This window comes from Streptomyces sp. NPDC037271, assembly GCF_055603605.1.
In genome coordinates, this window is the sequence record NZ_JBVJVN010000015.1 from 1 (window position 1) to 21955 (window position 21955).

The following is a 21955-nucleotide window of genomic DNA, read 5'->3' on the forward strand; positions in this document are numbered from 1 at the left end:
ACCCAGATCCGCGGACCCACCCCCCCCCCCCCCCCCCCCCCCCCCCCCCCCCCCCCCCCCCCCCCCCCCCCCACCCCCCCCCCCCCCCCCCCCCCCCCCCCCAAGACGCTGGTGTCCTCCGGCATGATCGACCGGGTCGCCGCCGATCTCGGCCGGCGGCTGGTCGAAGTACCCGTGGGCTTCAAGTGGTTCGTGGACGGGCTGGTCGGCGGCACGCTCGGCTTCGGTGGTGAGGAGTCCGCCGGGGCGTCCTTCCTGCGCCGGGACGGTTCGGTGTGGACCACGGACAAGGACGGCATCATCCTGGCGCTGCTCGCCTCCGAGATCACCGCCGTCACCGGCAGGACGCCCTCCGAGCACTACGCCGCCCTCACCGCACGCTTCGGCGAACCCGCCTACGCCCGCATCGACGCCCCGGCGAGCCGCGAGGAGAAGGCCCGCCTGGCCAAGCTGTCCCCGGCCCAGGTCACCGCCGACACCCTCGCCGGGGAGCCGGTCACCGCCGTGCTCACCGAGGCGCCGGGCAACGGCGCGTCCATCGGCGGGATCAAGGTGACCACCGAGAACGCCTGGTTCGCGGCCCGCCCCTCCGGTACCGAGGACGTCTACAAGATCTACGGGGAGTCGTTCCTCGGGGCGGACCACCTCCGGCAGGTGCAGGACGAGGCCAAGCACGTCGTCCTCGGCGCGCTGGGCGGCTGACGCCGTACCGGCACCCCCGCACCCACCCCGCACCCATCCGGCACCGGACCCCGGGCCGGTCGGCGACGACCGGCCCGGGGGAGTGCCACGGTCGGCCCGCGGATCTCGCAACCGCCGATCGCCACCTGGAAGGCGACGTGCGGCTCCCCGGTCATCCGGACACCGTGGAGAACGAACAGACGGCTGAGGACGACGTCGGCTTCGGTCTCCAGGAGGGCGATGTGCGCCCGGAACGGCTGCGGCTCCACCGGGACGCACTGGGCTTCCTCCGCCTCGTACCGCCCCCGGCGAGCGACTGAGTGATGAGACCACGGAGTACTCGTGATCGCACGGCCGTCCTCTGATGTTTCCCGCGTTTCGGGGTAGACGGGCTGGCGTAACGGTCAAGGCTCAGGAAGAGGGCGGATCGGATGGACGGGGCTGCCCACGATGGGGGCCGGCTGAGAAGTGAGCTGGTCAGGGTTTCGGCGGAGTACGAGGGCAGGCCCGGCGACATCGCCCGGGGCCGGGAGCTGGCCCGGCGGTTCCTGGCACGGGTGCGGGCGGTGCGGGGCCTTCCGGTGTCCGACCGCGCGACGGACCTGGTGCAGTTGGTGGTCAGCGAGCTGCTGACGAACGCCTGCAAATACGCGCCCGGCCCCTCGTCGGTCGATCTGGAGCTGGCCGAGGACCGGGTGGAGGTCACGGTGTGGGACAGCGACCCGGTGCTGCCGGTGGCCGAGAGGGCGGACCCGGGCCGGATCGGCCGGCACGGACTGGAGATAGTCATGGCCGTCTGCCAGAGCTTCGAGGTGCGCCGGGAGCCGGTCGGCAAGCGCATGCGGGCCGCGGTGCGGCTCGCCGACGACATGAACGGCACAGCCTCGGCCGCCCGTCCGGAACCCGGCACAGCGGTGGGCCGACCGTCCTGAGCCCGGCGGGTGACGGCTCCACCGCCCGGCGGAACCAACGACACCACCGCTGTACGAGACGGCCGGCCCGCCGCCCGTGCCTACCGTTCGGCGGGCCGCCGGTCCCCGGCCCGCAGGCGGTGGACCACGCTGCGGCGCAGTGGCCCCTCGGGCACGCCCGGGTCGTCGAAGTCGTCGGCCGGGTCGCGGGTCATGCCGATGCGGCGCATCACGGCCTGCGAGCGGAGATTGGTGGCCGTCGTCACCGCGAGGACCTCCGCCAGTCCGATCTCCCGGAAGGCGTGGGACACCACGGCCCGCGCGGCCTCGGTGGCACAGCCGCGCCCCCAGGCCGACCGGGCCAGCCGCCAGCCCGCCTCCACTCCGGTGAACGGCATGCCGTCCTCCACGGGGTCGAGCCCGGTGAACCCGATGAACTCGCCGGTGGCGACGACCTCCACCGCCCACCATCCCCAGCCCCGTCGCACGAGGTCGGCCTGGAAGCGGGCCACGGACGCCTCGCTCTGCTCACGGGTGAGAACCCCGGGGAAGTACTCGCGGACCACCGGGTCGGCGTTCATGGCCGCCCACGGGCTCAGGTCGGAAGTCCGCCACTCGCGGAGCAGGAGACGATCCGTTCTGAGTTCGGACATCACGCCAACCTACGGGGAGCGGACCGGTGGAGCGACCGGATAAGCGGAGCGGCCTGCTTGCTCACCGGCTCACCGGCTCACCGGCTCACCGCAGCGTGTCCTGTGCGTCGATCACCTCGTCCGCCTTCGGCGGCTGGATGTCCAGCGGCTCGTCGAAACCGGCGAAGGACGTGGTCGTGTCGTACTCGGCACCCTTGTAGACCGCCCGGAGCAGATAGGGCTCGCCCTCCGTGGCGACGTAGAAGGTGTACGTCCCGCCCCGGTCCTCCTTGTCGGTCACGGTCAGCTCGACGGCCTCCCGGTCGCCGACGCGGGTGTTCTTCCCCTTCTTCGCCGTACCGAAGGACTCGAAGGGCCGGGTACAGGAGGAGAGCCCGTCACCGGGCTGTGCCGCGCCGACGGGCGTTCTGATCCACAGCCGCTGCTCGCCGGTGACGCTGCCGGGCTTCCGCTTCTCCAGGTAGGCGCGGTCGGGCCGGACGTAGTCGGTATCGCCCATCCGGATCTGGTCGAGAGTGCCGCCCTGGGAGAACGTGGTCCTGGCGGTGCACCGGCTGTCGAGGTCGGTCACGAGCCGGACGGTGACCGTACCGCCCTCGGCCGCGGTGCTGGTGGAGTCGACCCGCACGGACTTCAGCCCCCGCATCACGGCGTTGGCGTCCTCGAGCATGTCGCCGGCGGACTTGTCCCCGCCGGAGTCGCCGCCGCAGCCCGCCACGAGGGCCCCGGCCAGCAGACAGGTCAGCAAGGCCGACACCGTGGTCGTGGTCTTCGTCCGCACGCAACCCTCCAGGTACAAGATCAGCACCGGGAGCCTACCCGACCTCCCCCCTTCGGCCCGCCGGAGCGGTTCATCACCGCCCCCTGAGGGAACCTGGCGGGATGGACGGCATCGGAAGGCTGTGAGGGCCGTGACATCACGCTGGGCGGGCCCCCGGAAGGGCGACGGGCCAGGAGCCGGGAATGCGGGCGGTTCCCCGGCACCCGACTTCGCCCGCGCCGTCCTGGAAGCCCTCGGCGCCGGCGTCCTCACCCTCGACCCGTCCGCGCGCATCACCTCGGTCAATCCCTGGGCCGAGCGCCTGCTGGGCCGGTCGGCGCGGGACATGATCGGAAACGACGCGCACGACCTGCTGCACCGGCACGCCGACGGCAGCCCCGTGCCGCGCGAACGGTGCGCGCTGCGCAACCCCCTGCACGGGGCTTCCTACGAGGAGGGCAGCGAGGAGTACTTCCAGCGGGCGGACGGCACCACGGTACCGATCATCTGGGCGGTCACTCCGCTGGTCAGAGAGGGCCGGACGGAAGGACTGGTGCTCGTCTTCCACGACTTCAGCCTGCACCGCAGCGTCACCGAGGAGACCGAGGCGCGCACCACCGCGCTGGAGGCCCTCACCGCCCAGCTGCACCTGGTGGCCGAGATCTCCACGGTCCTGATCCCCACCGAGCACACCTCCGCCACGATCCGCCGGCTCCTGCGGCTGCTGGTGCCGGAACTGGGCCAGTGGGCCGCGGTCGACGTCTACCCGGGGCACTCGGAGGTCCTGGAGCGGGTCGCCGTCCGCAGCGCCACGCACCCGCACCGGGCGGGACGGCTGAGGGGGCGGGTGACCTCGCTGCCGGACCCGGCCCGCGCCGCGCTGACCCGGCTGATCAACGGTGACCGCCCCGTCCCGCTGAACGCCGAGGACCTTCTGCACGACCCGCACAACCCCCTCGCCGCCACCCACCGGGTGCTGTTCGAACGGCTCGGCGGGCACTCGGCCGTGGTCGTCCCGCTCCGCACCCGGCAACGCTCGTACGGGATGCTGACCGTGGCACGCGCGGGGGACCATCCCGCACACACCGAGGGCGAGGTCGCCCTGCTGGCCGACATCGGCCGCCGTGTCGGACTGGTCCTGGACAACGCGCGGCTCTACCACGAGCAGCAGAACGTCGCGGAGACCATGCAGCGCCAGCTGCTGACCCCCCTCCCGCAGGTCGACCACGTCCGCATGGCGGCCCGGTACTGGCCCGCCGAGAGCGCCATGGAGGTCGGCGGCGACTGGTACGACGCCTTTCTCCTCGCCGACGGTGTCATGGCCCTGGTCATCGGGGACGTGGTGGGACACGACCTCCAGGCCGCCGCCCACATGGCCGAGGTCCGCAACATGCTGCGCGCCCTCGCCTGGGACCATCAGGAGCCGCCCAGTGTGATCATGCGGCGTCTCGACGAGGCCGTGACCAACACCAGCGACGCCCCCATGGCCACGCTCGTCTTCGCCCGCGTCGAAGGCCCCGAAGGCGGCCCCTGGCGGTTCCACTGGGTGAACGCCGGACACCCGCCGCCCCTGCTGATCACACGGGAGGGGGAGACCCGTTTCCTGGAGGGCGGCCACGGCCCGCTCATCGGCATGAGCGCCACCCTGCGTCTCGGTCTGAGCTGGCCGGACGCACATGAGGAACTCCCGCCGGAAAGCATGCTCCTGCTCTACACCGACGGCCTGGTGGAGAGCCGTGACCGCCCGATCGACCTCGGCATGGCCGAGCTCCGCCACCACGCCGGTGTCCTGGCCGGCCGGCTGGAGGGGCGGACCATCGACGAGTTCTGCGACGAGCTGCTCGCCCGCATCACGCCCCGCGGCGACGACGTGGCCCTGCTCGCCCTGCGCCTGCCCGCCGCCGGTGTCGGCGCCCCGGGGGACACCGCGCCGCCTCCACCGCCCCAGACCGCGCACAGCGAGGCCACCCCCGACCGGGCCGCGCCCGGTTCACGCCGCCAGCAGCCCGAGGTGGCGGACCCGACACACGTCGATCCGGAGGAGTAGGGGCCGCTCGCCGCCCGGTGCGCGTCCGGTGGCGTGCCGCGTGCGGGAGCGACGTGTGTGTGTACCACCGCTGGGTGATGCCGCGGCGTCCCTCCCACCCGCCCACGGGCCGCGGATCCGGCGGGCGTTCACCCGGCTGAGCGCCTCGAGTGGTGCGATGCGCGGAGTTGGCTGACGGTGATTCACGTCGGGGCCGGGTCACCTCAGCTGACGAAGCACCAGCTGCCCGGTCGTGACGGAAGGAATTCTGATGCGCTCAGCTCGCATGCTCCTGACCACGGCGGCGGCCTCGGCCGTCCTCGTCCTCGGTGCTCCCGGCGCCTACGCGGCGGTCGGGGGTGACTGGGACCAGGACGACGCCTCCCACAGCAAGGAGCACGACGACGCTTCCCACAAGAAGGACGACGAGGCTTCCCACAGCAAGGGTGACGAAGACGCCTCCCACAGCAAGGGTGACGAAGACGCCTCCCACAGCAAGGAGCACGACAAGGGCGGCAAGTACGACGAACCGCGTGGCGGCATGCACACGGGTGGCGGTGCGCTGACCATGGTGAACGGCGACTGGGAGGGTGGCTCCAAGGGCTCGGACAGCCACAAGCAGGACGACGGTGAGAAGTCCTGGGGCGGCGGTGAGCACGAGAAGCCGCGCGGCGGCATGCACACCGGAGGCGGCGGGCTGGACGCGCCGACCACGACCGTGGGCGGGCTGGCCGTCCTGGCCGTGGCCGGGACCGGTCTGTACGCCGTCCGACGCAGGAAGTCGGCAAACGGGGTGGCGTGAGCCATGCCGGGCGCGATAGCAGTCGGGCCGCCACCCAGGCACCGCGTGGCGGCCCGGCTCGCTCCCTCCCCTCCTGTCCGCCCGTGCCTCAGTGAGGTGGTCCTCGATGCCAGTCCCCCCTTCTCCCCCCGCCGACGACGAGCAGGCGCCGACCACGTCCCGCAGCATGACGGTGCTGTGTGCCGTGGCCCTCCTGGTCCTGGCGATGAGCCTGCTCGGCGGCAACGACACGCCGACCGACTCCATGCGTCCCCCGGTCGCCGCGCAGCCCAGCGTGTCGGCTCCGCCCGCCGCGGCCGGCCAGGCGGGGGCGGACACGGACGCGGACGCGGACACGGACACGGACGCGAACCTTCCGCGCTCGAAGCCGGTACGCCTGCTCATCCCGGAGATCTCCGTCGACGCCCCCTTCACCGACCTCGCCATCGGCGCGAACGGGCAGCTCCAGGCCCCGCCGCCCGACGACACCAACCTCGTCGGCTGGTACGCCAAGGGTGCCTCCCCCGGAGAGAAGGGCACCTCGATCATCGCCGGACACGTGGACACGAAAACGTCCGCGGCCGTCTTCGCGTACCTCGGCCAACTGGACGAGGGCGACGTCTTCCACGTCGAGAGAGCCGACGGGCGCACGGCGTCCTTCGAGGTCGACGGCCTGGAGACGTTCGACAAGGACGACTTCCCCAGCGAGCGCGTGTACGGCGACGCGGACCGGGCCGAGGCACGGCTCATCACCTGCGCGGGCGACTACGACCGCAAGGCGAAGGACTACACCGAGAACCTGGTGGTCTTCGCGCACCTCACCTGAGTTCCGGACGACCGAGTTCCGTAGACCGAGTTCCGTAGACCGAGTTCTGTACGACCGAGTCCCGCAAGCCGTCCCGGTACCGCCGGTCACCCGCGCAGTGCACACGAGTCGCGGGCCCGCGGGGCAGGGCACAGGATCGAGGCACGCTGGCGTCGCATCACTGCGGGTCGACGTTCAGTTCCTCCCCAGCGAAGGAGATGAGCGCAGGATGACCACTACGTCCACCCCTGCTCCGAAACCGCTGACGCGACAGGTGTCGCACCACGTCTCCCAGTCCGTGTTCGACGGCTCCAGACTCCGGGTCGTCCTGCTGGTGGAGGTCTACGACGGAGCCCAGCAGCAGTTCCTGGAGACGTACGAGCAACTGCGCAGCCATGTCGAGTCCGTCCCCGGGCACCTCGGCGAGCAGCTCTGCCAGTCCATCGAGAACCCCTCGCAGTGGCTGATCACCAGTGAGTGGGAGAGCGCCCCGCCGTTCCTGAACTGGGTGAGCAGCGAGGAGCACGTGCGGATGGTGAAGCCGCTGCACGACTGCGTCCGGGACACCAGGTCACTCCGCTTCCACGTGGTGCGCGAGACGAGCCACCGGGCTGCGGGTGCCGAGACCGCCCGGGGCGGGCTCCAGACGGCGCCGCGCGTCGGTGACGGCGTGATCCGGCACGCCCTCACGTTCACGGTGAAACCGGGCAGCGAGGAGGCGGTCGGCAAGATCCTCGCCGGCTACGCCGCGCCCGAGCTGCGGGTCGACGACTCCACGCGGCTGTGCCGTACGTCCCTGTTCCTGCACGGCAACCGGGTGGTGCGGGCCATCGAGGTGCGCGGCGACCTGCTGGCGGCCCTGCGGCACGTGGCCCAGCAGCCCGAGGTGCGGGCCGTCGAGGAGGCCATCGACCCGTATCTGGAGCAGGACCGCGACCTCGGTGACCCGGAGTCCGCCCGGATGTTCTACGCGCGGGCGGCGCTGCCCGCCGTCCACCATGTGACCGCGGGACAGGAGGACCCGGCCGCGCGGCGGCACGCCTTGTCGTATCCGGCCCGGCCGGGCTGCGGCATGCGGCTGGCCCGGCTGCTGGCCGAGCGCGACGAGGCGGTGGCGGACGACCCGAACAGCCCGGTCCTGTGCAGCACGATCTTCCAGCGCGACGACATCGTGGTGCGGCTGGTCGACGTACGTGGCGGGCTGGAGACCGCCGGCCCGGCGGTGTCCCTCGGCCTCCGGGACGCCGGCCAGGTGGCCGAGCTGACCACGCTCCTGGACGGCCCGGCCGCCGCGGACGCCTCCGCGCCGGCGGGTGATGACCTCGCCCGCGCTCTCGAGGGTGCCCGCATGGAGCTCGTCACCGACCGCCGCTCGCCCGGTGCCTGACCCTCCTCCTCAAGGCGTCCACGTGTCGGCCGCCGGACCGCGTCGTGCGCGGGCCGGCGGCCGAGGTTCGTGTCTCCCGGTGGGCTCACCGGGGCACGGTGCAGTCGAACGCGTGCAGGTAGGGGTTGACGGGGCGGATGTCGTCGATGACGAGGCCCGCTTCGGTCAGCCGGCCGACCATGCTGTCGGTGGTGTGCTTCGCGCCGCCGACGTTGAGGAGCAGCAGCAGGTCCATGGCGGTGCTGAACCGCATCGAGGGCGTGTCGTCGACGAGGTTCTCGATGACCACGACCCGCGCCCCGGGCCCGCCCGCCGCACTGACGTTGCGCAGAGCGCGGGCGGTGCTGTCGTCGTCCCACTCCAGGATGTTCTTGATGATGTACACATCGGCCTGGACGGGGACGGCCACCCGGCAGTCGCCCGGTACGACGCGTACCCGGTCCGCGAGCGCTCCGCCTTCGCGCAGCCGAGGGTCGGCGTTCTCCACGACGCGCGGCAGGTCGAGCAGGGTGCCGTGCATCGCGGGGTACTTCTCCAGCAGGCTGGCCACCACGTGCCCCTGGCCGCCGCCGATGTCCGCGACCGACGTGGCGCCCGACAGGTCGAGGAGGGCCGCGACGTCCCGGGCCGACTGGCGGCTGGACGTCGTCATGGCCCGGTTGAAGACCTCGGCCGACTCGGGTGCGTCCTCGTTGAGGTAGGTGAAGAACTCCTTGCCGTACAGGCCCTCGACGACGTTGCGGCCGGTACGCACCGCCTCGTCCAGCCGAGGCCACGCGTCCCAGGTCCACGGCTCCGTGCACCACAGCGTGATGTGGCGCAGGCTGTGCGGATCGTCCTCGCGCAGCAGCAGGGACATGTCGGTGTGCGCGAACCTGCCGTCCTCGCCCTCGGTGAAGACGCCGTAGCAGGTCAGGGTGCGCAGCAGCCGGCGCAGCGGCCCGGGCTCGGTCTTCACCGAGACCGCGAGGTCCGCCACGGCCATGGGGGTGTCACCGAGCGCGTCGGCGACCCCGAGCCGGGCGGCCGCGCGGAGGGCGGCGGCACATGCCGCCCCGAACACGAGCTCCCTCAGCCGCATGGGCGGGGGCGGGGCACTCCGTGCGGTCGTCATGTGCCGCCTTCCTTCCTGCTTCGGCCTGCGTCGGTCCACGGGTGGCTACGGCCGGTCGGTCAGCACAGCCCCGCGGGCTTGGATGCCCCGCAGGTGTTGCTTTCGAAGGTGTTGCTCTTGGCGGCCGCCCCGGTCTCGGTGTTGACGAGGTCGGCGGGGGAGTTGTCACGCAGCCTGTTGCCGTTGATCTCGTTCTTCTCGCCGGTGACACCCACGAAGCTCTTGAACAGGACGATGCCGCCCGACATCGGGGACGTGCCGGAGTTGCCCTCGACCATGTTGTCCGCGACCAGGACCTTCTCGGTGCCGGTCAGGACGATGCCGGAGCCCTGGAGCGCGTCCAGCCGGTCGGTCTTGGGGCAGGACTTGTTGTTGCGCACGACGTGGTTGTCGCGCACGACCAGGTCGCCGGCCTTGGGCTTGTTCTCGTCGCCGACGACGAACACGCCCGCGCAGTTGCCGCTGATGTAGTTGTCCGCGACGGCGAGGTTGCGCAGCCGGCGGACGGTGACACCGATCCGGTTGCCCTCGACCCGGTTGTGCACGACGACCGTGCCCTCGGTGTCCGCGGCGCCTTCCTCGGCCTTGACGGTGTTGGCGAGGAAGATGCCCGCGTCGCCGTTGTCGCGGGCGACGTTGTCGCGGAAGGTGCCGTGCACCGACTGCTCCTGGGCGATGCCCCAGACACCGTTCTTCTCCGCCGTCACGTTCCGCACGGTGAGCCCGTCGGTGGCCACGGAGAACAGGCCGGTGCGCTTGAAGCCGGTCACCGTCAGGTTGGCGATGGTGACGTCCTTGACGTTCTTGTCCTTCGTTCCGATCACGCAGATGCCGTTGCCGTCCTCGGCGCAGGTGCTGTCGGCGGCCTTCTCCGTGCTCGGCTTGACGACCGTGCTGCGGCCCACGCCGCGCAGGGTGAGCCCGGGCGTGCTCACCCTGACGCTCTCGTGGTAGGTGCCGGGGGTGACGAGAACGGTGTCGCCCGGCTCGGCGGCGTCCACCGCCTTCTGGATCGATTCGCCGGGGTGGACCACGTGGGTCGTGCGGTCGGCGGATGCCGGAGCCGCGCCGAGCCCCGTGCCGACCATCGCTGCGGTGCACACCAGGTACACAACATGGCATTTCTTCATATTCTGCACGTTATGCCCGAAAGATTCACGCGTGGGACGGATGAGCCATCCGACGGCGTGTCATGAACGGGCGGTGAACCGGTGGTTCCCGGGCAGACGGCGTAAGTGATCGACATGCCGGCCGCAGGGAGGAACGACCATCGTGACCGTGTCCGAACACCGCACCCGCCCGAGACGCTCCGGGCGCCGCTTCGACCTCCGGGCGACGGCCATGTTCTTCGGTCTCGCCGCTGTCGGCCTGATCATCGCGGGGTGGGTCGTGCGGACGGCGTTCGACGTCGCGGAGCGGCGTCCCGCCTGGGCCGTCGTCCTGGTACTCGGGGCAGTGGTGGCAGGCGTCGTCTGTTGGCGCGGGCGCTCGGGGTTCTCCGCGTCCCGGCTGGCACGCCGCACCACCGGGGCGTTGGAGGAGGCCACGGCGACAGCCCTGGACGCGCTGGAGGAGCCGCGGACGGCCGCGCCGGCGGCCGAGGCGCACGGCGCCGAGGAGTCCGCCGAGGTCGCGGTCGTCGATCACGAGGTGCTGAGCCCCGACGAGTTCGAGCAGGTGATAGCCGATCTCTGCGTACGGGACGGCTGCGCCGAGGTGGAGGTCGTGGGCGGAGCGGGCGACCTCGGCGCGGATGTGGTGGCGCTGGCTCCCGACGGCCGGCGCGTCGTCATCCAGTGCAAGCGCTACGGCGACGACAACAAGGTCGGCTCCCAGGACCTTCAGCGCTTCGGCGGCACCTGTTTCACCGTGCACGAGGCCGACGTCGCGGTCCTCGTCACCAGCAGCGACTTCACCGCACCGGCCGCCGAGTATGCCGAGCGGTGCGGAATAGTCTGCGTGAACGAGGAGCGGCTGCGCGCCTGGAACGAGGGCCGGGGACCGGCGCCCTGGGCACTGAGTCCCCTCGCCGGGGAAGCGACGGCACCCTCGGACCGGGCTCTCGGATGATCTTCCCGCGGACTCCTCGCCCCGCCGTCCGCCGGCAAAGAGCGGTTTTCCCGCCGCCCGGTGGCAACCTGGGCTGCATGGGCAAGACCGCGCTGATCGTCATCGACATGATCAACACCTACGATCACGAGGACGCCGACTCGTTGATCCCCTCTGTGGAATCCGTGCTGCCGGCGCAGACCGGCCTGCTGGAGCGGGCGCGGCGACAGGGCGTCCCCGTGATCTACGTCAACGACAACTTCGGTGAATGGCGTTCGCACCACGGCGAGATCCTCGACAAGGCTCTCTCGGGACCGCACGCCCGGCTCGTCGAGCCGCTGCGGCCCGACGAAGCCTCCCTCTTCGTGGTCAAGGCACGCCACTCGATCTTCTTCGAGACCCCGTTGACGTACCTGCTGCACCAGCAGGGCATCGACCGGCTCGTGCTGTGCGGGCAGGTGACCGAACAGTGCGTGCTCTACTCGGCGCTCGACGCCCACATCCGCCACCTGCAAGTCATCGTCCCGCGCGACGCGGTCGCCCATATCCACGCCGACCTCGCGGATGCCGCGCTGCGCATGATGCAGCGGAACATGGGGGCACGGGTGTGCGACAGCGGCGAACTGTGGACGTGAGGTGATCCTCCGCGGTACGGCACGCCGAGGCGGGCGCCCGGCCGGTGCCGGCGGCGTGACCCTCGGCCTTCTCGCCGGCATCCCCGTCGACGACCGCGCGGCGGCCCCGGGCCGGTACGAGCGGCTGCCGGGAGCACCGTCGGCGTTCGTCGCGAGCGGCTCGGAGGCCGGGTGGGAACGCGCGGAGCCCCGGTCGCCGGGCGTCGAGCACCGGCCCGATCGCTCCGGCCGCGCGACGCGCACCGTCTTCGCCGACGACTTCGACGCCCGCGTGGCCGCGATCGCCGAGCGCGGCCTGGAACCCGCGAAGCGGGAGGCCTGCCCGAACGGTGTGCGCGGGGCGGGACACCGGGACCCGGGCGGGAACGAGATCGAGTTCGGCGGCGCCCCCCGCTGACCGGGGTGCGCGTGCCGGGACCCGTCCCGTGGCATCCGTGGCCTGAACACGGGCAGTACGAGCTGCGGCCGACGTGCGCGTGTCCTCGCCGTCCGCCGAAGCGGCGCCGCCTCACCGTCGTCCGGCCCGCCACCGGGCCGGCGGCGCGTGGCGGAGGCCGGGCAGACGCCCCGCCGCGCTCGCCGCCTCCGTCACTGCGGTGGGCGCCCCGGCCGCCCTCACCGAGGTGGGCGACCCGGCCCTGACGGGCCCCGGCCGCGCCGTGCTCGCCGCCCGCGCCCCCAACCGCCTGCCGAGCGCCGCCGACTGCGCGGCCACCGCCGTACCGCGGGGTACCGCTCGACGAGACGGCCGTGGCGCGATCCATGATCGGACGATCCGGTCCTGACACACCCGCGTCCCCCACCCGCATTGGAATCCACCATGCCCTCCGTGCGCACCACCCCGGCCCCCCTGCCCTGGTACCGCGAGGTCTCCAGGGAGAAGTGGAAGTCGTTCTTCGCCGCCTGGATCGGCTACCTCCTCGACGGCTTCGACTTCGTCCTGATCACCCTCGTACTGACCGAGATCGCCGACGACTTCGGACTGTCGACCGTGGAGTCCGCGAGCCTGGTCTCGGGAGCCTTCATCACCCGCTGGCTCGGCGGCGCCGTGCTCGGCGCGCTCGGCGACCGCTTCGGCCGCAAGAGCGCCATGGTGGCCAGCATCCTGCTGTACTCGGTCGGCACCTTCGCCTGCGGCTTCGCCTGGGACTACACCAGCCTGTTCACCGCCCGCCTCCTGATCGGCATGGGCATGGCCGGCGAGTACAGCGCCAGCGCCACCTACGTCCTGGAGAGCTGGCCCGTCCGGCTGCGCAACCGCGCCTCCGGGTTCCTCATCTCCGGCTTCTCGCTGGGCGGCGTCCTGGCGGCGGAGGTCTACGAGCACGTGGTGCCGGGGCACGGCTGGCGCTGGCTCTTCTACATCGGTCTCCTCCCCGTGGTCGTCGCGCTGTGGGTGCGGCGCGCGCTGCCCGAGGCCGACGACTGGGAGGCGCGGGTGGGGCGCGCCGGTGAACGGCCGAACCCGTTCCGGCCGCTGTTCGCGGGCCGTCGCCGGGCGGTGGTCAACACCGTCCTCACGGTCGTCGCGACGGCATCGCTCTTCGCGGTGTTCACCCCGTTCGGCACCGGGGCGGTACCCGTCCTCTCCGTCGTGGCGGCTGCCTGTCTGGTGGCGTTCGCCGTGCAGCTGGGCGGGCGCAGACGGTGGCTGCTCTTCGTCGCGCTCTGCGTCACCGTGTTCTGCGCCTTCCTCTACAGCTGGCCGGTCCAGGCACTGCTGCCCACCTACCTCAAGACCGAGCTCGGCTTCACCCCCGAGCACGTCAGTGACGCGCTCTACTACGCCGGGTTCGGCACCATGGCAGGCTGCGTCGTCACCGGATTCCTCGGCGACCGGTTCGGCACGCGCAGGGCGTACGCCTGCACGCTGCTGGTCGGCATCGCCTTCGTCTTCCCCGTCTTCGCGATCAGGGACAGCCGGGTCGGACTGGGCGTCCTGCTCTTCCTGATGCTGGCCTGCATACAGGGCATCTCGGGGCTGCTGCCCAAGTTCATCGCCGGTCACTTCCCGACCGAGACCCGGGCCGCGTCCCTGGGCTTCACCTACAACGTCGGAGCACTGGGCGGCGCCGTCGCGCCGGTCCTGGGGGCCAGGCTGGCGTCGGCCATGTCCCTGGGCCAGTCACTCGCGGTGCTGACGTTCTCACTGACCCTCGTAGTGATCCTGCTGATCGGCTTCGACGTCCCGAGCCGTCTCAACCGCCTCGTCGACCCGGAGGCCGTACCGGACTACCTCGCCGCCGACGCGGTGACGGACAGCCCGCGTCGCGTACGGTCGGCGACGTGATGCCGGGTAGCGGGCGGGGGACCGGTGCGTCTCCCGCGTGAGGGCCTCGTCGTCCCACGACCCCACGCGCCTCTCGGCGCCCACGAAGCGCCGTCGTCGCGTCGTGGAGCATGCCGGAGTACATGAGGGCGGCGGCGGTATGCCGGTACAACACCCCGGCGGGGCGGGCCGGTTGGTTTCACCGGACCGGCCGTGTCCGGGGTGGTTCGTGTGCTCCGACTGGCGTAAGGCGGGGTGTTCGGCACGGCAGACAGGCGTCACGTACGGTAACAGTCTATGTATGATCTGTAGACGGAAAGCTCATACGAGTGGCGTGCGCAGTTCGCAGGGCCGCAAGGTCCGGACCGCCGTGGTGGTCCTGTTCGCCGCGACCGCACTGGGTACGACCACCGAAGCGGCGGCCTCCCGGTCGGTCCCCCTGCGCACCGACTGGGACGCCATCGCCGCGTGCGAATCCGGCGGCGACTGGGACGCCAACACCGGCAACGGCTACTACGGCGGCCTGCAGTTCGCACCGTCGAGCTGGATCGCGGCGGGCGGCCTCGAGTACGCCCCGCGCGCGGACCTCGCCTCCCGCGTGGAACAGATCGCCGTGGCCGAACGCCTGGCCCGTATCCAGGGGATGTCGGCCTGGGGCTGCTCCTGATGTTCCCGCCGGGCGGAGCGGGGCAGACGTAGTCATATGTGAGCCACCCGGCCGCGGCAGGGGAAGGAGGGCTCGCCGGTCATGCGCATGCCTTCCGGAAACAGCTGCCCCGACCCGCGCGCACGGCTCGGTGACCTGATCTTCTCCAGGGTCGCCGGGCCGCAGGGGCCGGAGAACCACGCGCGCATCCACGACACACCGGGCCCACGCTGGTTCGGACCGGAGCGGCCGATCAGACGGGTGCACGGGGACGCCTCGATGTTCATCGGCGGCCTCTCCGCCCTGCTGCTCCAGTCGCTCCACCCCCTGGCCATGGCGGCGGTGGCCGCGCACTCCGGATTCCGCGGCGACCCCTGGGGCCGGCTGCAGCGGACGAGCACCTTCCTGGCCGTCACCACCTATGGACCGGCCGACAGCGCGCGGGAGGCGTGCGAGCGGGTACGGGCCGTGCACGACACCGTGCGCGGCACCACCTCCGACGGCCGGGCCTACGCCGCCGCCGATCCGCACCTGCTGTGCTGGGTGCACATCGCCGAGGTCGACAGCTTCCTGCGGGCCCACCAGCGCTACGGAGCCCAGCCCCTGGACGACGACGGGTGCGACGCCTACGTGGCCGACACGGCGCGCATCGCCGTCGCGCTCGGCGTCCCGGACCCGCCCGTGGACCGTGCCGGACTCGTGGAGCGACTGGCCGCCTACCGCGGCGAACTGCACGCGACCGGCGAAGCGCGGAGCACCGCGCGGTTCCTGCTGCTGAATCCGCCCGTGCCGCTGCTCGCCCGCCTCCCGTACGCGGTCCTCGCCGCCAACGCGGTCTCGCTGCTGCCGGTCTGGGCCTCGCGTGCCCTGTGGCTGCCGCGGGTACCGCCGGCGGAAGGCGTGTGCGTACGCCCGCTCGGCGTGGCCGTGACCGCGGGCATCCGCTGGGCGCTGACCCCGCCCCGCGCGGGGACGTAGCCCGGGGGCCCGCGCCGGCCGGGCGCCCCGTGGACGCCGGCGACGTCAGGCACCCGGTCCGGGGTCCGGCTGTACGGGCGTACGGATACCGGCCCGGGCCGCTTCCAGCTGGGCGGCGAACGCGATGCCGAGGAAGAGCGCCACGGCGGTGAGGTTCGCCCACAGCAGCAGTGCGATGAAGGCGGTGAGCGGACCGTAGACGGCACCGAATGCGCCGCTCCGGCCGACGTACAGCGCGAGCAGCCAGGTCGCCGAGACCCACAGCACGAGGTGGACCGCCGAACCGAAGGCCAGCCAGGTGTAGCCGGGCTGGTCGCGGCGGGGTGACCAGCGCAGGATCACCGCCGAGGCGACCCAGGCCAGCAGCAGTCCCGCCGGCACCTGCAGCACGCCCCACCACCCGGTGCCGCCGTCCCGGTCGCCGACGGAGCGGGCCACGGCGTCCCCGACGGCCTCGCCCGCGACGAGCACGAGGAACCCCAGCACCATGGGCAGCCCGGCGGTGAGCGCGAGCACCAGCGCCCTCGCGTACTTGCGGGGGAAGGGACGGTCGCGCTCGATGCCGTAGATGCGGTTGGCGCCCCGCTCGATCTGGCCCATGGCCGAAGCGAGGTTGAGCACGGCGAACGCCAGGCCCAGCCACAGAGCGAGCGTGCTCCACGCGTCGCTGCCGGCGCTGCGCCGGGTGGACTCGAACGCCTTCTGGACGACGTCGGCACTGGCCCCCGGCACGATCCGGCCGAGGGTGAGCTCGATGACCCGGCCCACGGCCTCGGTGTGCACCGACGTGGCCAGGCCGACGAGCGCGATGGTGAACGGGACCAGGCCGATCACGACCTGGAAGGCGAGGGCCCGCGCGTTGGTGAAGCCGTCCGCGTAGCGGAACCGGGTGAAGGCGTCGGTCAGCAGCCGCAGGCGGCCGTACCGGCGCAGGGCGGTCAGGGCTTCGTCGCCGGAGAGTTCTTCTCCGAGCATGTCCCGGGTCTGCGGGACGTGGACGGCGGTTCCCACGGTGTGGCTGCTCCTCGGCTCGGGCGGTCGGGCGGGCAGGCGGACGGGGCGGGGTCCTCCACCCGTACGCATGCCCCGTCAACGAGGCGGCAGCGCGGACGGGACGCCCCCCGGCACCTCGCCGGCATCACCGTGTTGACCGGGGTAACCCGTGGGCGTGCACTTGCGCCCCCATCGCCGCAGGGCCCGTTTTCTCCGGACGGCGGACGGGCAGGCCACCGCAGGGGGAGCCGAGGGGCGGTCCCGGACGTTCAGTGGCCGATACGCCGGGGGCCGCCCCTCGCACCGCCCCCGCCCGCCGGGCTACGCGTCGGCCTCCCCCTTGTCCCGGGCGGCGAGTTCGTGCAGGCGGGCCAGTTCGGCGGCGTGCTCGCTCACCCGCACACCGATGAGTCCGTAGGTGAGGAGCACCGCACCCCCCACGGAGACGGGGACCGAGAGGCCGAGCAGAGCCAGCGCCTCGGGCCAGTCCCGTTCGTCACCGCAGGGATCCTTGAACGGTCCCTCGTTCGCGGTCCCGTCATCGGTGAACAGGCGGGCCTCGCACTCCACCGGGTTGGTCGCGTACGTGCGGTCGGCTTCGTACGAGGTGGTGAGCAGTACGCCGCACCACACCCACAGCACGGCTGCCACGGCGAGCAGTCCGAAGCCGAAGCTCGTTGTCCGGCGGCCGCGTTCACGGAACCGCATGTCGAATACTTGTGGATGCACGGGGGGTGAACTTAGCAGCTGTGCGGCGAAGTACCGGTCATGCGACGACTCGGATCGACCGGGTGAACCACTGTGGTCATGCGGGCACTCGCACAGGCGATTCACTCAACTCCGCACACTCCGGCCCGAGTAGGCGGACCAGCGGCCCCCGTGCCTGGCCACCGTGATGTCACGGCCGAAGCAGGTGGTCAGGAGGGAGTCGGTCAGGACGTCGGTCACGGGTCCCTGGGACAGGATCCGGCCCTCGCGCAGCAGCAGGGTGTGGCTGACCGTCGGGAACAGCTCCTCCAGGTGGTGGGTGACCGTCACGGTGGCCAGCTGCGGGCGCCCCTCGGTGAGTCGGTGCATGGCCTCGACGAGGTCCTCGCGGGACGGCAGGTCCAGTGCGTTGAACGGCTCGTCCAGGAGCAGCAGGGCGGGGTCGGCCATCAGCGCCCTGGCGATGAGGACGCGGGCCCGCTGCCCGCCCGAGCAGACGCCGTACGGCCGGTCCGTCAGCTCCTCGACGCCGAGTTCGGCCAGGAGTTCGTGGGCGCGGAGCCGGACCTCGCCGTCGTACGTCCGCCACAGGGGCTGCACGGTGCCGCTGTGGCCGGTGAGTACGACCGCGTGGGCGGTGAGGTCCTGCGGCACCCGCTGGGCGGAGGTGACATGGCCGATGTGTGTCCGGAGCTCGCGGACGTCCACCCGGCCGAGCCGGCTGCCGAGGACGTCGACGGTGCCGGTCGTGGGGTGCATGAGCGCGCCGAGCAGCCGCAGCAGGGTGGTCTTCCCGGCGCCGTTGGCCCCCAGGAGCGCCCAGTGCTCTCCCGGCCGGACCGTCCAGTCGATCCCGTCGAGGATCAACCGGTCCGTCGTGTGGCGGCCGACGCTCACGTCCTGGAGCCGGAGCACGGCCGCCTCGTGCTCGTCCGCCGGGGACTCGGCTGTCTGTCCGGCCATACCGGGGCTCCTTCGCGCGGGACGCAGATCGTTCACGGTGAACGGTAGATGCATTCACCACGCGCTTGTCGGGCCGTCCGGTCCCTGGACGCCGGGCACCGGGAACGCGTCGGCGTCCCGCCGGTATCGACGGCGAGCGCCGGGTCCCGCGCCTGCCTCTGCCGGAACGGAGACAGGTCGCGGTCGGGCCGGACGCCGGTTCCTCGGGGTGGGGGCGGGTCAGACGCCCGCGACGGACTGGATCCACGAGCGGTAGGCGGTCACGTTCGTGTACGCCGTCGTGGTCTGCCGGTCGCTGGTCGAGGCGACGCCCACCTGGATGCCGCCGGCCATCATCGGGCCGCCGGAGTCGCCGCCCGCGGTGATGCCGTCGACGGGACGGGCACAGATCGCCGAACCGTAGTAGGCGTCGCGGCAGCCCTGGGTCACGCTCACGTTCGCGACCTTCAGGTACGGGGACTGGCAGTTGATCTCCGAGCCGCACCGGGAGGTGGCACCCCAGCCGTAGACCTGTACGGTCTGGCCGACCCGCACCGTACCCGGCTGCCCGAGCTGTGCGTAGGAGGCGGAGACGGAGCGGTCGAGCCGGACCAGCGCGAGGTCCGACGAGGAGTGGGTGACGGTCCGGACGCCGTTCGCCACGGTGCCGCCGGACCGCTGGTCGAGGCTGCCGATGCGGAAGGAGAGTCCTCCGCCGCTCACGCAGTGCTTGGCGGTCAGGATCCAGGTGGGGGAGATGATGGTCGACGAGCAGGTCTGGGTTCCGTTGGAGAACAGCCGGGCGGCCCAAGGGGCGTTCTGCGCGTAGCCGCCGCCGATGATCGGCTGGGGGCCGCCGTCACCGGGCCGCGGCTCCGCGGCGGAGGCGCTCGGCGCGAGCGCGAGGGCGGACAGCAGGGCTGCCAGGAGAGCGGCCGTCAAGGCGGGGACGAGTCTGGATATGCGCAAGGCTCCTCGATTCCGACGACACGCGTGGGAGCGCGTGGTGATGTGTGGGGGCGCTGCTCAGCATGTCCGGCGGGGATCCGGGGCCACCAGTCCCGACTTCTCATAACGCGCCGTTATGCCGAGGGATCCGGGCCGGCTGTCGGATCCGGTCCGGCTGTCGGGTCCGGGCCGGCCTTCGCAGCCTGCCGGCCGGCCCGGCACCTCGGTTTCAGCCGGCGGACGGAGTCGGGGAGTCCTCTCTGCCGCGCACGGTCATCAGCAGCGTGCGGGGCCGTACGGTGGCCGCGGCGACGGGCCGTACCGTCTGGCCGGGGGCGAGTTCGAGCCGTACCCGCCGGGTGATCGTGGCGATGGCGGTGACGAGTTCGGTGAGGGCGAACCGGTCACCGACGCACTTGTGCTTGCCCGCGCCGAAGGGCAGGAACGCGTGCGTGGGGCGGGGCTGGTCGCTGTCCAGCCAGCGGTCGGGGTCGAAGCTCAGTGGGTCCGGGAACAGTCGCGGGTCGCGGTGGAGGGCATGCTGGCAGTAGGCGAGTTCGGTCCCGGCGGGCACGGTCCAGGGGCCGAGCCGGGTCTCGGTGACGGTGCGGCGGGTGACGAGCCACCCGGTGTGGTGCAGCCGCAGGGTCTCGTCGACGACCCGCCCGAGGTACGGAAGCCGCCCCAGGTCGTCGAACGTGACCGGCCGGTCGCCGAGGACCTCGTCGAGTTCCCCCAGGACCCGCGCCTCGACCCCGGGGTTCCGGGCGAGTTCGTACAGCACCCAGGACAGCACCGAGGCGGTGGTCTCCGTCCCGGCCACGGCCAGGGTGAGGATCTCGGAGGAGATCTGGTGCCCGGTCAGCGGCCGGCCGGTCTCCTCGTCGGTGGTGCGCAGGAGCAGGGACAGCATGTCGCCGGTGTCGTGGCCGGAGGCCTGGAGGTCGGTGACGGCCCGGTCGACGGTGGCCCGTACGGCGTCGCGCGCGGCGGTGAAACGGCGGTTGACGGGCAGCGGCAGCCGCTCGATCCAGTCGGGCAGCATGACGCGGGCGCCGACGCCGTTCATCACGACGGAGAGGTCGGCGCGCAGCCGGCGGAAGGTGGCCTCGTCGAGGCTGCCGGAGAACACGGTCTTGGCGAGCATGTTCAGGCTGAGGCCGACCATGGCCTCGCGCACGTCGAGCCGCTGCCCCGGCGCCCAGCCGTCGACGGCGGCCTCGGTCTCGCCGCGCATGGTGTCGACGTAGCGGGCGATCCGGTCGCGGGCGAAGGCCGGTTGGAGCTGACGTCGTCTGCGGACGTGGGCCTGGCCGGCGGCGGTGACGACGGAGTCGCCCAGCAGCTGGCCCATCTTCTCGAAGAACCGGCCCTTGTCGAGGCTCGGTCCGAGGTCGGTCAGCATGGTGCGGATGAGGTCGGGGTCCTGGACGACCAGGGTGCGGGTGCCGGGCTGGAGGGTGATCTCGACGAGCGGTCCGTAGGCGGTGCGCAGGGAGGCGATGAAGCCGAGGTTGTCGCGCAGGAGCTGTACCGCGTGTCCCAGAAGCGGCAGCGAGCCCGCTGCCCTGGGTATGGGGGGAGGCGCTACGAGCGTCACGAGGGTGCGTCCCTTCGAGTCGACCTTGGGCGCCTCCATGGCTTCCCTGATCGCTCCCCGGGGCAATCCGCGCGACGGCGTGGTGTATCCCACGCGCCCTGCCCGCGCGGTCACGGTGTGGAGGAACAAGCGGCGGGGAAGATTCCACTTTTGTCCGCCCTCCCCGGGCCGCCGGGTCAGCGGAGCAGTAGCTGCACGAGGGCGACGGTGCCGACCGCCAGGACCAGCATCCGCAGGACCAGAGGGCTGAAGCGCCGGCCCACCTTGGCCCCGCTGTAACCGCCGAGGGCCGAGCCGACGGCGATGAGCGCGACGGCCGTCCAGTCGAAGTCCGCGGCGAAGAGGAAGAAGAGCGCGGCGACGGTGTTGACGACGGCGGAGAGCACGTTCTTGACGGCGTTGAGGCGTTGCAGGGACTCGTCGAGGAGCATGCCCATCAGGGACAGGTAGATGATCCCCTGCGCGGCGGTGAAGTAGCCCCCGTAGACGCTGGCGAGCGTCAGGCCGGTGAACAGCAGTGGGCCGCCGTCACGACGGGGGGAGGCGCCGGTGCGTTCGCGGCGGCGCTGCACCAGCCTGCCGAGCCGGGGCTGGAGCGCCACCAGCACCAGGGCCAGACCCACCAGGACCGGCACGATCGTCTCGAAGGCGTCGGCGGGCAGGGACAGCAGCAGAGTGGCGCCGGTGAGACCGCCCAGCAGCGCCCCGAGGCCCAGTTTCAGGATGCGCCGGCGCTGGCCGCTCAGTTCCTTCCGGTAGCCGATGGCCCCACTGATGGAACCGGGGATGAGCCCGAGCGCGTTGGAGACCGTGGCGGTGACGGGCGACAGTCCCGTGGCCAGCAGCACCGGAAAGGTGATCAGCGTTCCGGAGCCGACGACGCTGTTGATGGCGCCGGCCCCGAAGCCCGCCGCGAACACCGCGGCCATGGCCTCCGGCGTCACGCCGTGCCGTCCCGCGCCGACCCCGGGCCCGACCGGAAGGTGTCGTGTGCATCTTTCACGGGGTCGACTGTACTCACCATCCAGGACCGGCCGTGCGCCGGTCCCCAACCGCTGCTGAACGAGCG

General features: G+C 72.2%; 22 protein-coding genes and 1 pseudogene. 13 read left to right on the forward strand and 10 right to left on the reverse strand.

The genetic code is table 11. The annotated features are described in order from the left end of the window. Window positions 1-102 precede the first annotated feature (102 nt). The 3 genes and pseudogenes from ACZ7G3_RS23750 to ACZ7G3_RS23760 all read left to right on the forward strand — a co-directional run. Window positions 103-702: pseudogene (locus tag ACZ7G3_RS23750) on the forward strand (phosphohexomutase domain-containing protein); the annotation flags it as partial. 164 nt (window positions 703-866) lie between these two features. Beyond that, window positions 867-1001, forward strand: a complete 135-nt coding sequence (locus tag ACZ7G3_RS23755; protein WP_470928151.1) for a hypothetical protein — start codon at window positions 867-869, stop codon at window positions 999-1001. A 111-nt stretch (window positions 1002-1112) separates the two neighbouring features. Further along, on the forward strand, window positions 1113-1613 hold the full coding sequence (locus ACZ7G3_RS23760; RefSeq protein WP_426600960.1) for an ATP-binding protein: 501 nt from the start codon (window positions 1113-1115) through the stop codon (window positions 1611-1613). An 80-nt stretch (window positions 1614-1693) separates the two neighbouring features. On the opposite strand, the gene ACZ7G3_RS23765 is transcribed toward ACZ7G3_RS23760, so the two are convergent. Together ACZ7G3_RS23765 and ACZ7G3_RS23770 are read right to left on the reverse strand one after the other, a co-directional pair. Next, entirely contained in the window at window positions 1694-2245 is a 552-nt protein-coding gene (locus ACZ7G3_RS23765; protein WP_470928152.1) for a GNAT family N-acetyltransferase, read from the reverse strand. Window positions 2246-2330: 85 nt separating this feature from the next. Next, entirely contained in the window at window positions 2331-3026 is a 696-nt protein-coding gene (locus ACZ7G3_RS23770) for a hypothetical protein (protein WP_470928153.1), read from the reverse strand. Window positions 3027-3156: 130 nt separating this feature from the next. Between ACZ7G3_RS23770 and ACZ7G3_RS23775 the strand changes: the two genes are divergently transcribed. The 4 genes from ACZ7G3_RS23775 to ACZ7G3_RS23790 all read left to right on the forward strand — a co-directional run bounded on the left by ACZ7G3_RS23775 (window position 3157) and on the right by ACZ7G3_RS23790 (window position 8004). Next, entirely contained in the window at window positions 3157-5052 is a 1896-nt protein-coding gene (locus ACZ7G3_RS23775; RefSeq protein WP_470928154.1) for a SpoIIE family protein phosphatase, read from the forward strand. Between the two features lie 250 nt (window positions 5053-5302). Further along, window positions 5303-5833 (forward strand): hypothetical protein, encoded by a 531-nt coding sequence (locus ACZ7G3_RS23780; protein WP_470928155.1) that lies wholly within the window; start codon window positions 5303-5305, stop codon window positions 5831-5833. Window positions 5834-5939: 106 nt separating this feature from the next. Further along, window positions 5940-6638 carry a class F sortase gene (locus tag ACZ7G3_RS23785; RefSeq protein ID WP_470928156.1) on the forward strand — a complete coding sequence of 233 codons (699 nt, stop codon included), beginning with the start codon at window positions 5940-5942 and terminating at the stop codon, window positions 6636-6638. Between the two features lie 208 nt (window positions 6639-6846). Continuing rightward, window positions 6847-8004 (forward strand): SchA/CurD-like domain-containing protein, encoded by a 1158-nt coding sequence (locus ACZ7G3_RS23790; protein WP_470928157.1) that lies wholly within the window; start codon window positions 6847-6849, stop codon window positions 8002-8004. An 85-nt stretch (window positions 8005-8089) separates the two neighbouring features. Here the strand turns inward: ACZ7G3_RS23790 and ACZ7G3_RS23795 are convergent, their stop codons facing one another. Both ACZ7G3_RS23795 and ACZ7G3_RS23800 read right to left on the reverse strand, forming a co-directional pair. Continuing rightward, entirely contained in the window at window positions 8090-9118 is a 1029-nt protein-coding gene (locus ACZ7G3_RS23795) for a methyltransferase (protein WP_470928158.1), read from the reverse strand. A gap of 59 nt (window positions 9119-9177) precedes the next feature. Continuing rightward, window positions 9178-10248: a right-handed parallel beta-helix repeat-containing protein gene (locus tag ACZ7G3_RS23800; protein ID WP_470928159.1), complete on the reverse strand. Its 1071-nt coding sequence runs from the start codon at window positions 10246-10248 to the stop codon at window positions 9178-9180. Between the two features lie 142 nt (window positions 10249-10390). Between ACZ7G3_RS23800 and ACZ7G3_RS23805 the strand changes: the two genes are divergently transcribed. The 6 genes from ACZ7G3_RS23805 (at window position 10391) to ACZ7G3_RS23830 (ending at window position 15695) form a co-directional block, all read left to right on the forward strand. Next, on the forward strand, window positions 10391-11188 hold the full coding sequence (locus ACZ7G3_RS23805) for a restriction endonuclease (RefSeq protein WP_470928160.1): 798 nt from the start codon (window positions 10391-10393) through the stop codon (window positions 11186-11188). A 77-nt stretch (window positions 11189-11265) separates the two neighbouring features. Continuing rightward, window positions 11266-11802, forward strand: coding sequence for a cysteine hydrolase family protein (locus ACZ7G3_RS23810; RefSeq protein WP_426520100.1), 537 nt, complete (start codon window positions 11266-11268; stop codon window positions 11800-11802). Window positions 11803-11857: 55 nt separating this feature from the next. Next, window positions 11858-12199, forward strand: coding sequence for a VOC family protein (locus ACZ7G3_RS23815; RefSeq protein WP_470928161.1), 342 nt, complete (start codon window positions 11858-11860; stop codon window positions 12197-12199). A 423-nt stretch (window positions 12200-12622) separates the two neighbouring features. Then, on the forward strand, window positions 12623-14092 hold the full coding sequence (locus ACZ7G3_RS23820) for a sialate:H+ symport family MFS transporter (RefSeq protein ID WP_470928162.1): 1470 nt from the start codon (window positions 12623-12625) through the stop codon (window positions 14090-14092). A 313-nt stretch (window positions 14093-14405) separates the two neighbouring features. Then, window positions 14406-14738: a transglycosylase family protein gene (locus tag ACZ7G3_RS23825; protein WP_470928163.1), complete on the forward strand. Its 333-nt coding sequence runs from the start codon at window positions 14406-14408 to the stop codon at window positions 14736-14738. 87 nt (window positions 14739-14825) lie between these two features. Next, on the forward strand, window positions 14826-15695 hold the full coding sequence (locus tag ACZ7G3_RS23830; protein ID WP_470928258.1) for an oxygenase MpaB family protein: 870 nt from the start codon (window positions 14826-14828) through the stop codon (window positions 15693-15695). Window positions 15696-15740: 45 nt separating this feature from the next. Here the strand turns inward: ACZ7G3_RS23830 and ACZ7G3_RS23835 are convergent, their stop codons facing one another. From ACZ7G3_RS23835 to ACZ7G3_RS23860, 6 genes are all read right to left on the reverse strand, one after another. Then, window positions 15741-16706 (reverse strand): YihY/virulence factor BrkB family protein, encoded by a 966-nt coding sequence (locus ACZ7G3_RS23835; RefSeq protein ID WP_426599003.1) that lies wholly within the window; start codon window positions 16704-16706, stop codon window positions 15741-15743. Window positions 16707-17009: 303 nt separating this feature from the next. Continuing rightward, window positions 17010-17417, reverse strand: coding sequence for a hypothetical protein (locus tag ACZ7G3_RS23840; protein WP_470928164.1), 408 nt, complete (start codon window positions 17415-17417; stop codon window positions 17010-17012). A 105-nt stretch (window positions 17418-17522) separates the two neighbouring features. Further along, a complete protein-coding gene (locus ACZ7G3_RS23845) occupies window positions 17523-18359 on the reverse strand; it encodes an ABC transporter ATP-binding protein (protein WP_470928165.1) in 837 nt (278 codons plus the stop codon). Between the two features lie 219 nt (window positions 18360-18578). Continuing rightward, window positions 18579-19307 (reverse strand): S1 family peptidase, encoded by a 729-nt coding sequence (locus ACZ7G3_RS23850; protein WP_470928166.1) that lies wholly within the window; start codon window positions 19305-19307, stop codon window positions 18579-18581. Window positions 19308-19515: 208 nt separating this feature from the next. After that, a complete protein-coding gene (locus tag ACZ7G3_RS23855) occupies window positions 19516-20925 on the reverse strand; it encodes a cytochrome P450 (protein WP_470928167.1) in 1410 nt (469 codons plus the stop codon). Window positions 20926-21062: 137 nt separating this feature from the next. After that, a complete protein-coding gene (locus ACZ7G3_RS23860) occupies window positions 21063-21815 on the reverse strand; it encodes a sulfite exporter TauE/SafE family protein (protein ID WP_470928259.1) in 753 nt (250 codons plus the stop codon). Between the last annotated feature and the right edge of the window lie 140 nt (window positions 21816-21955).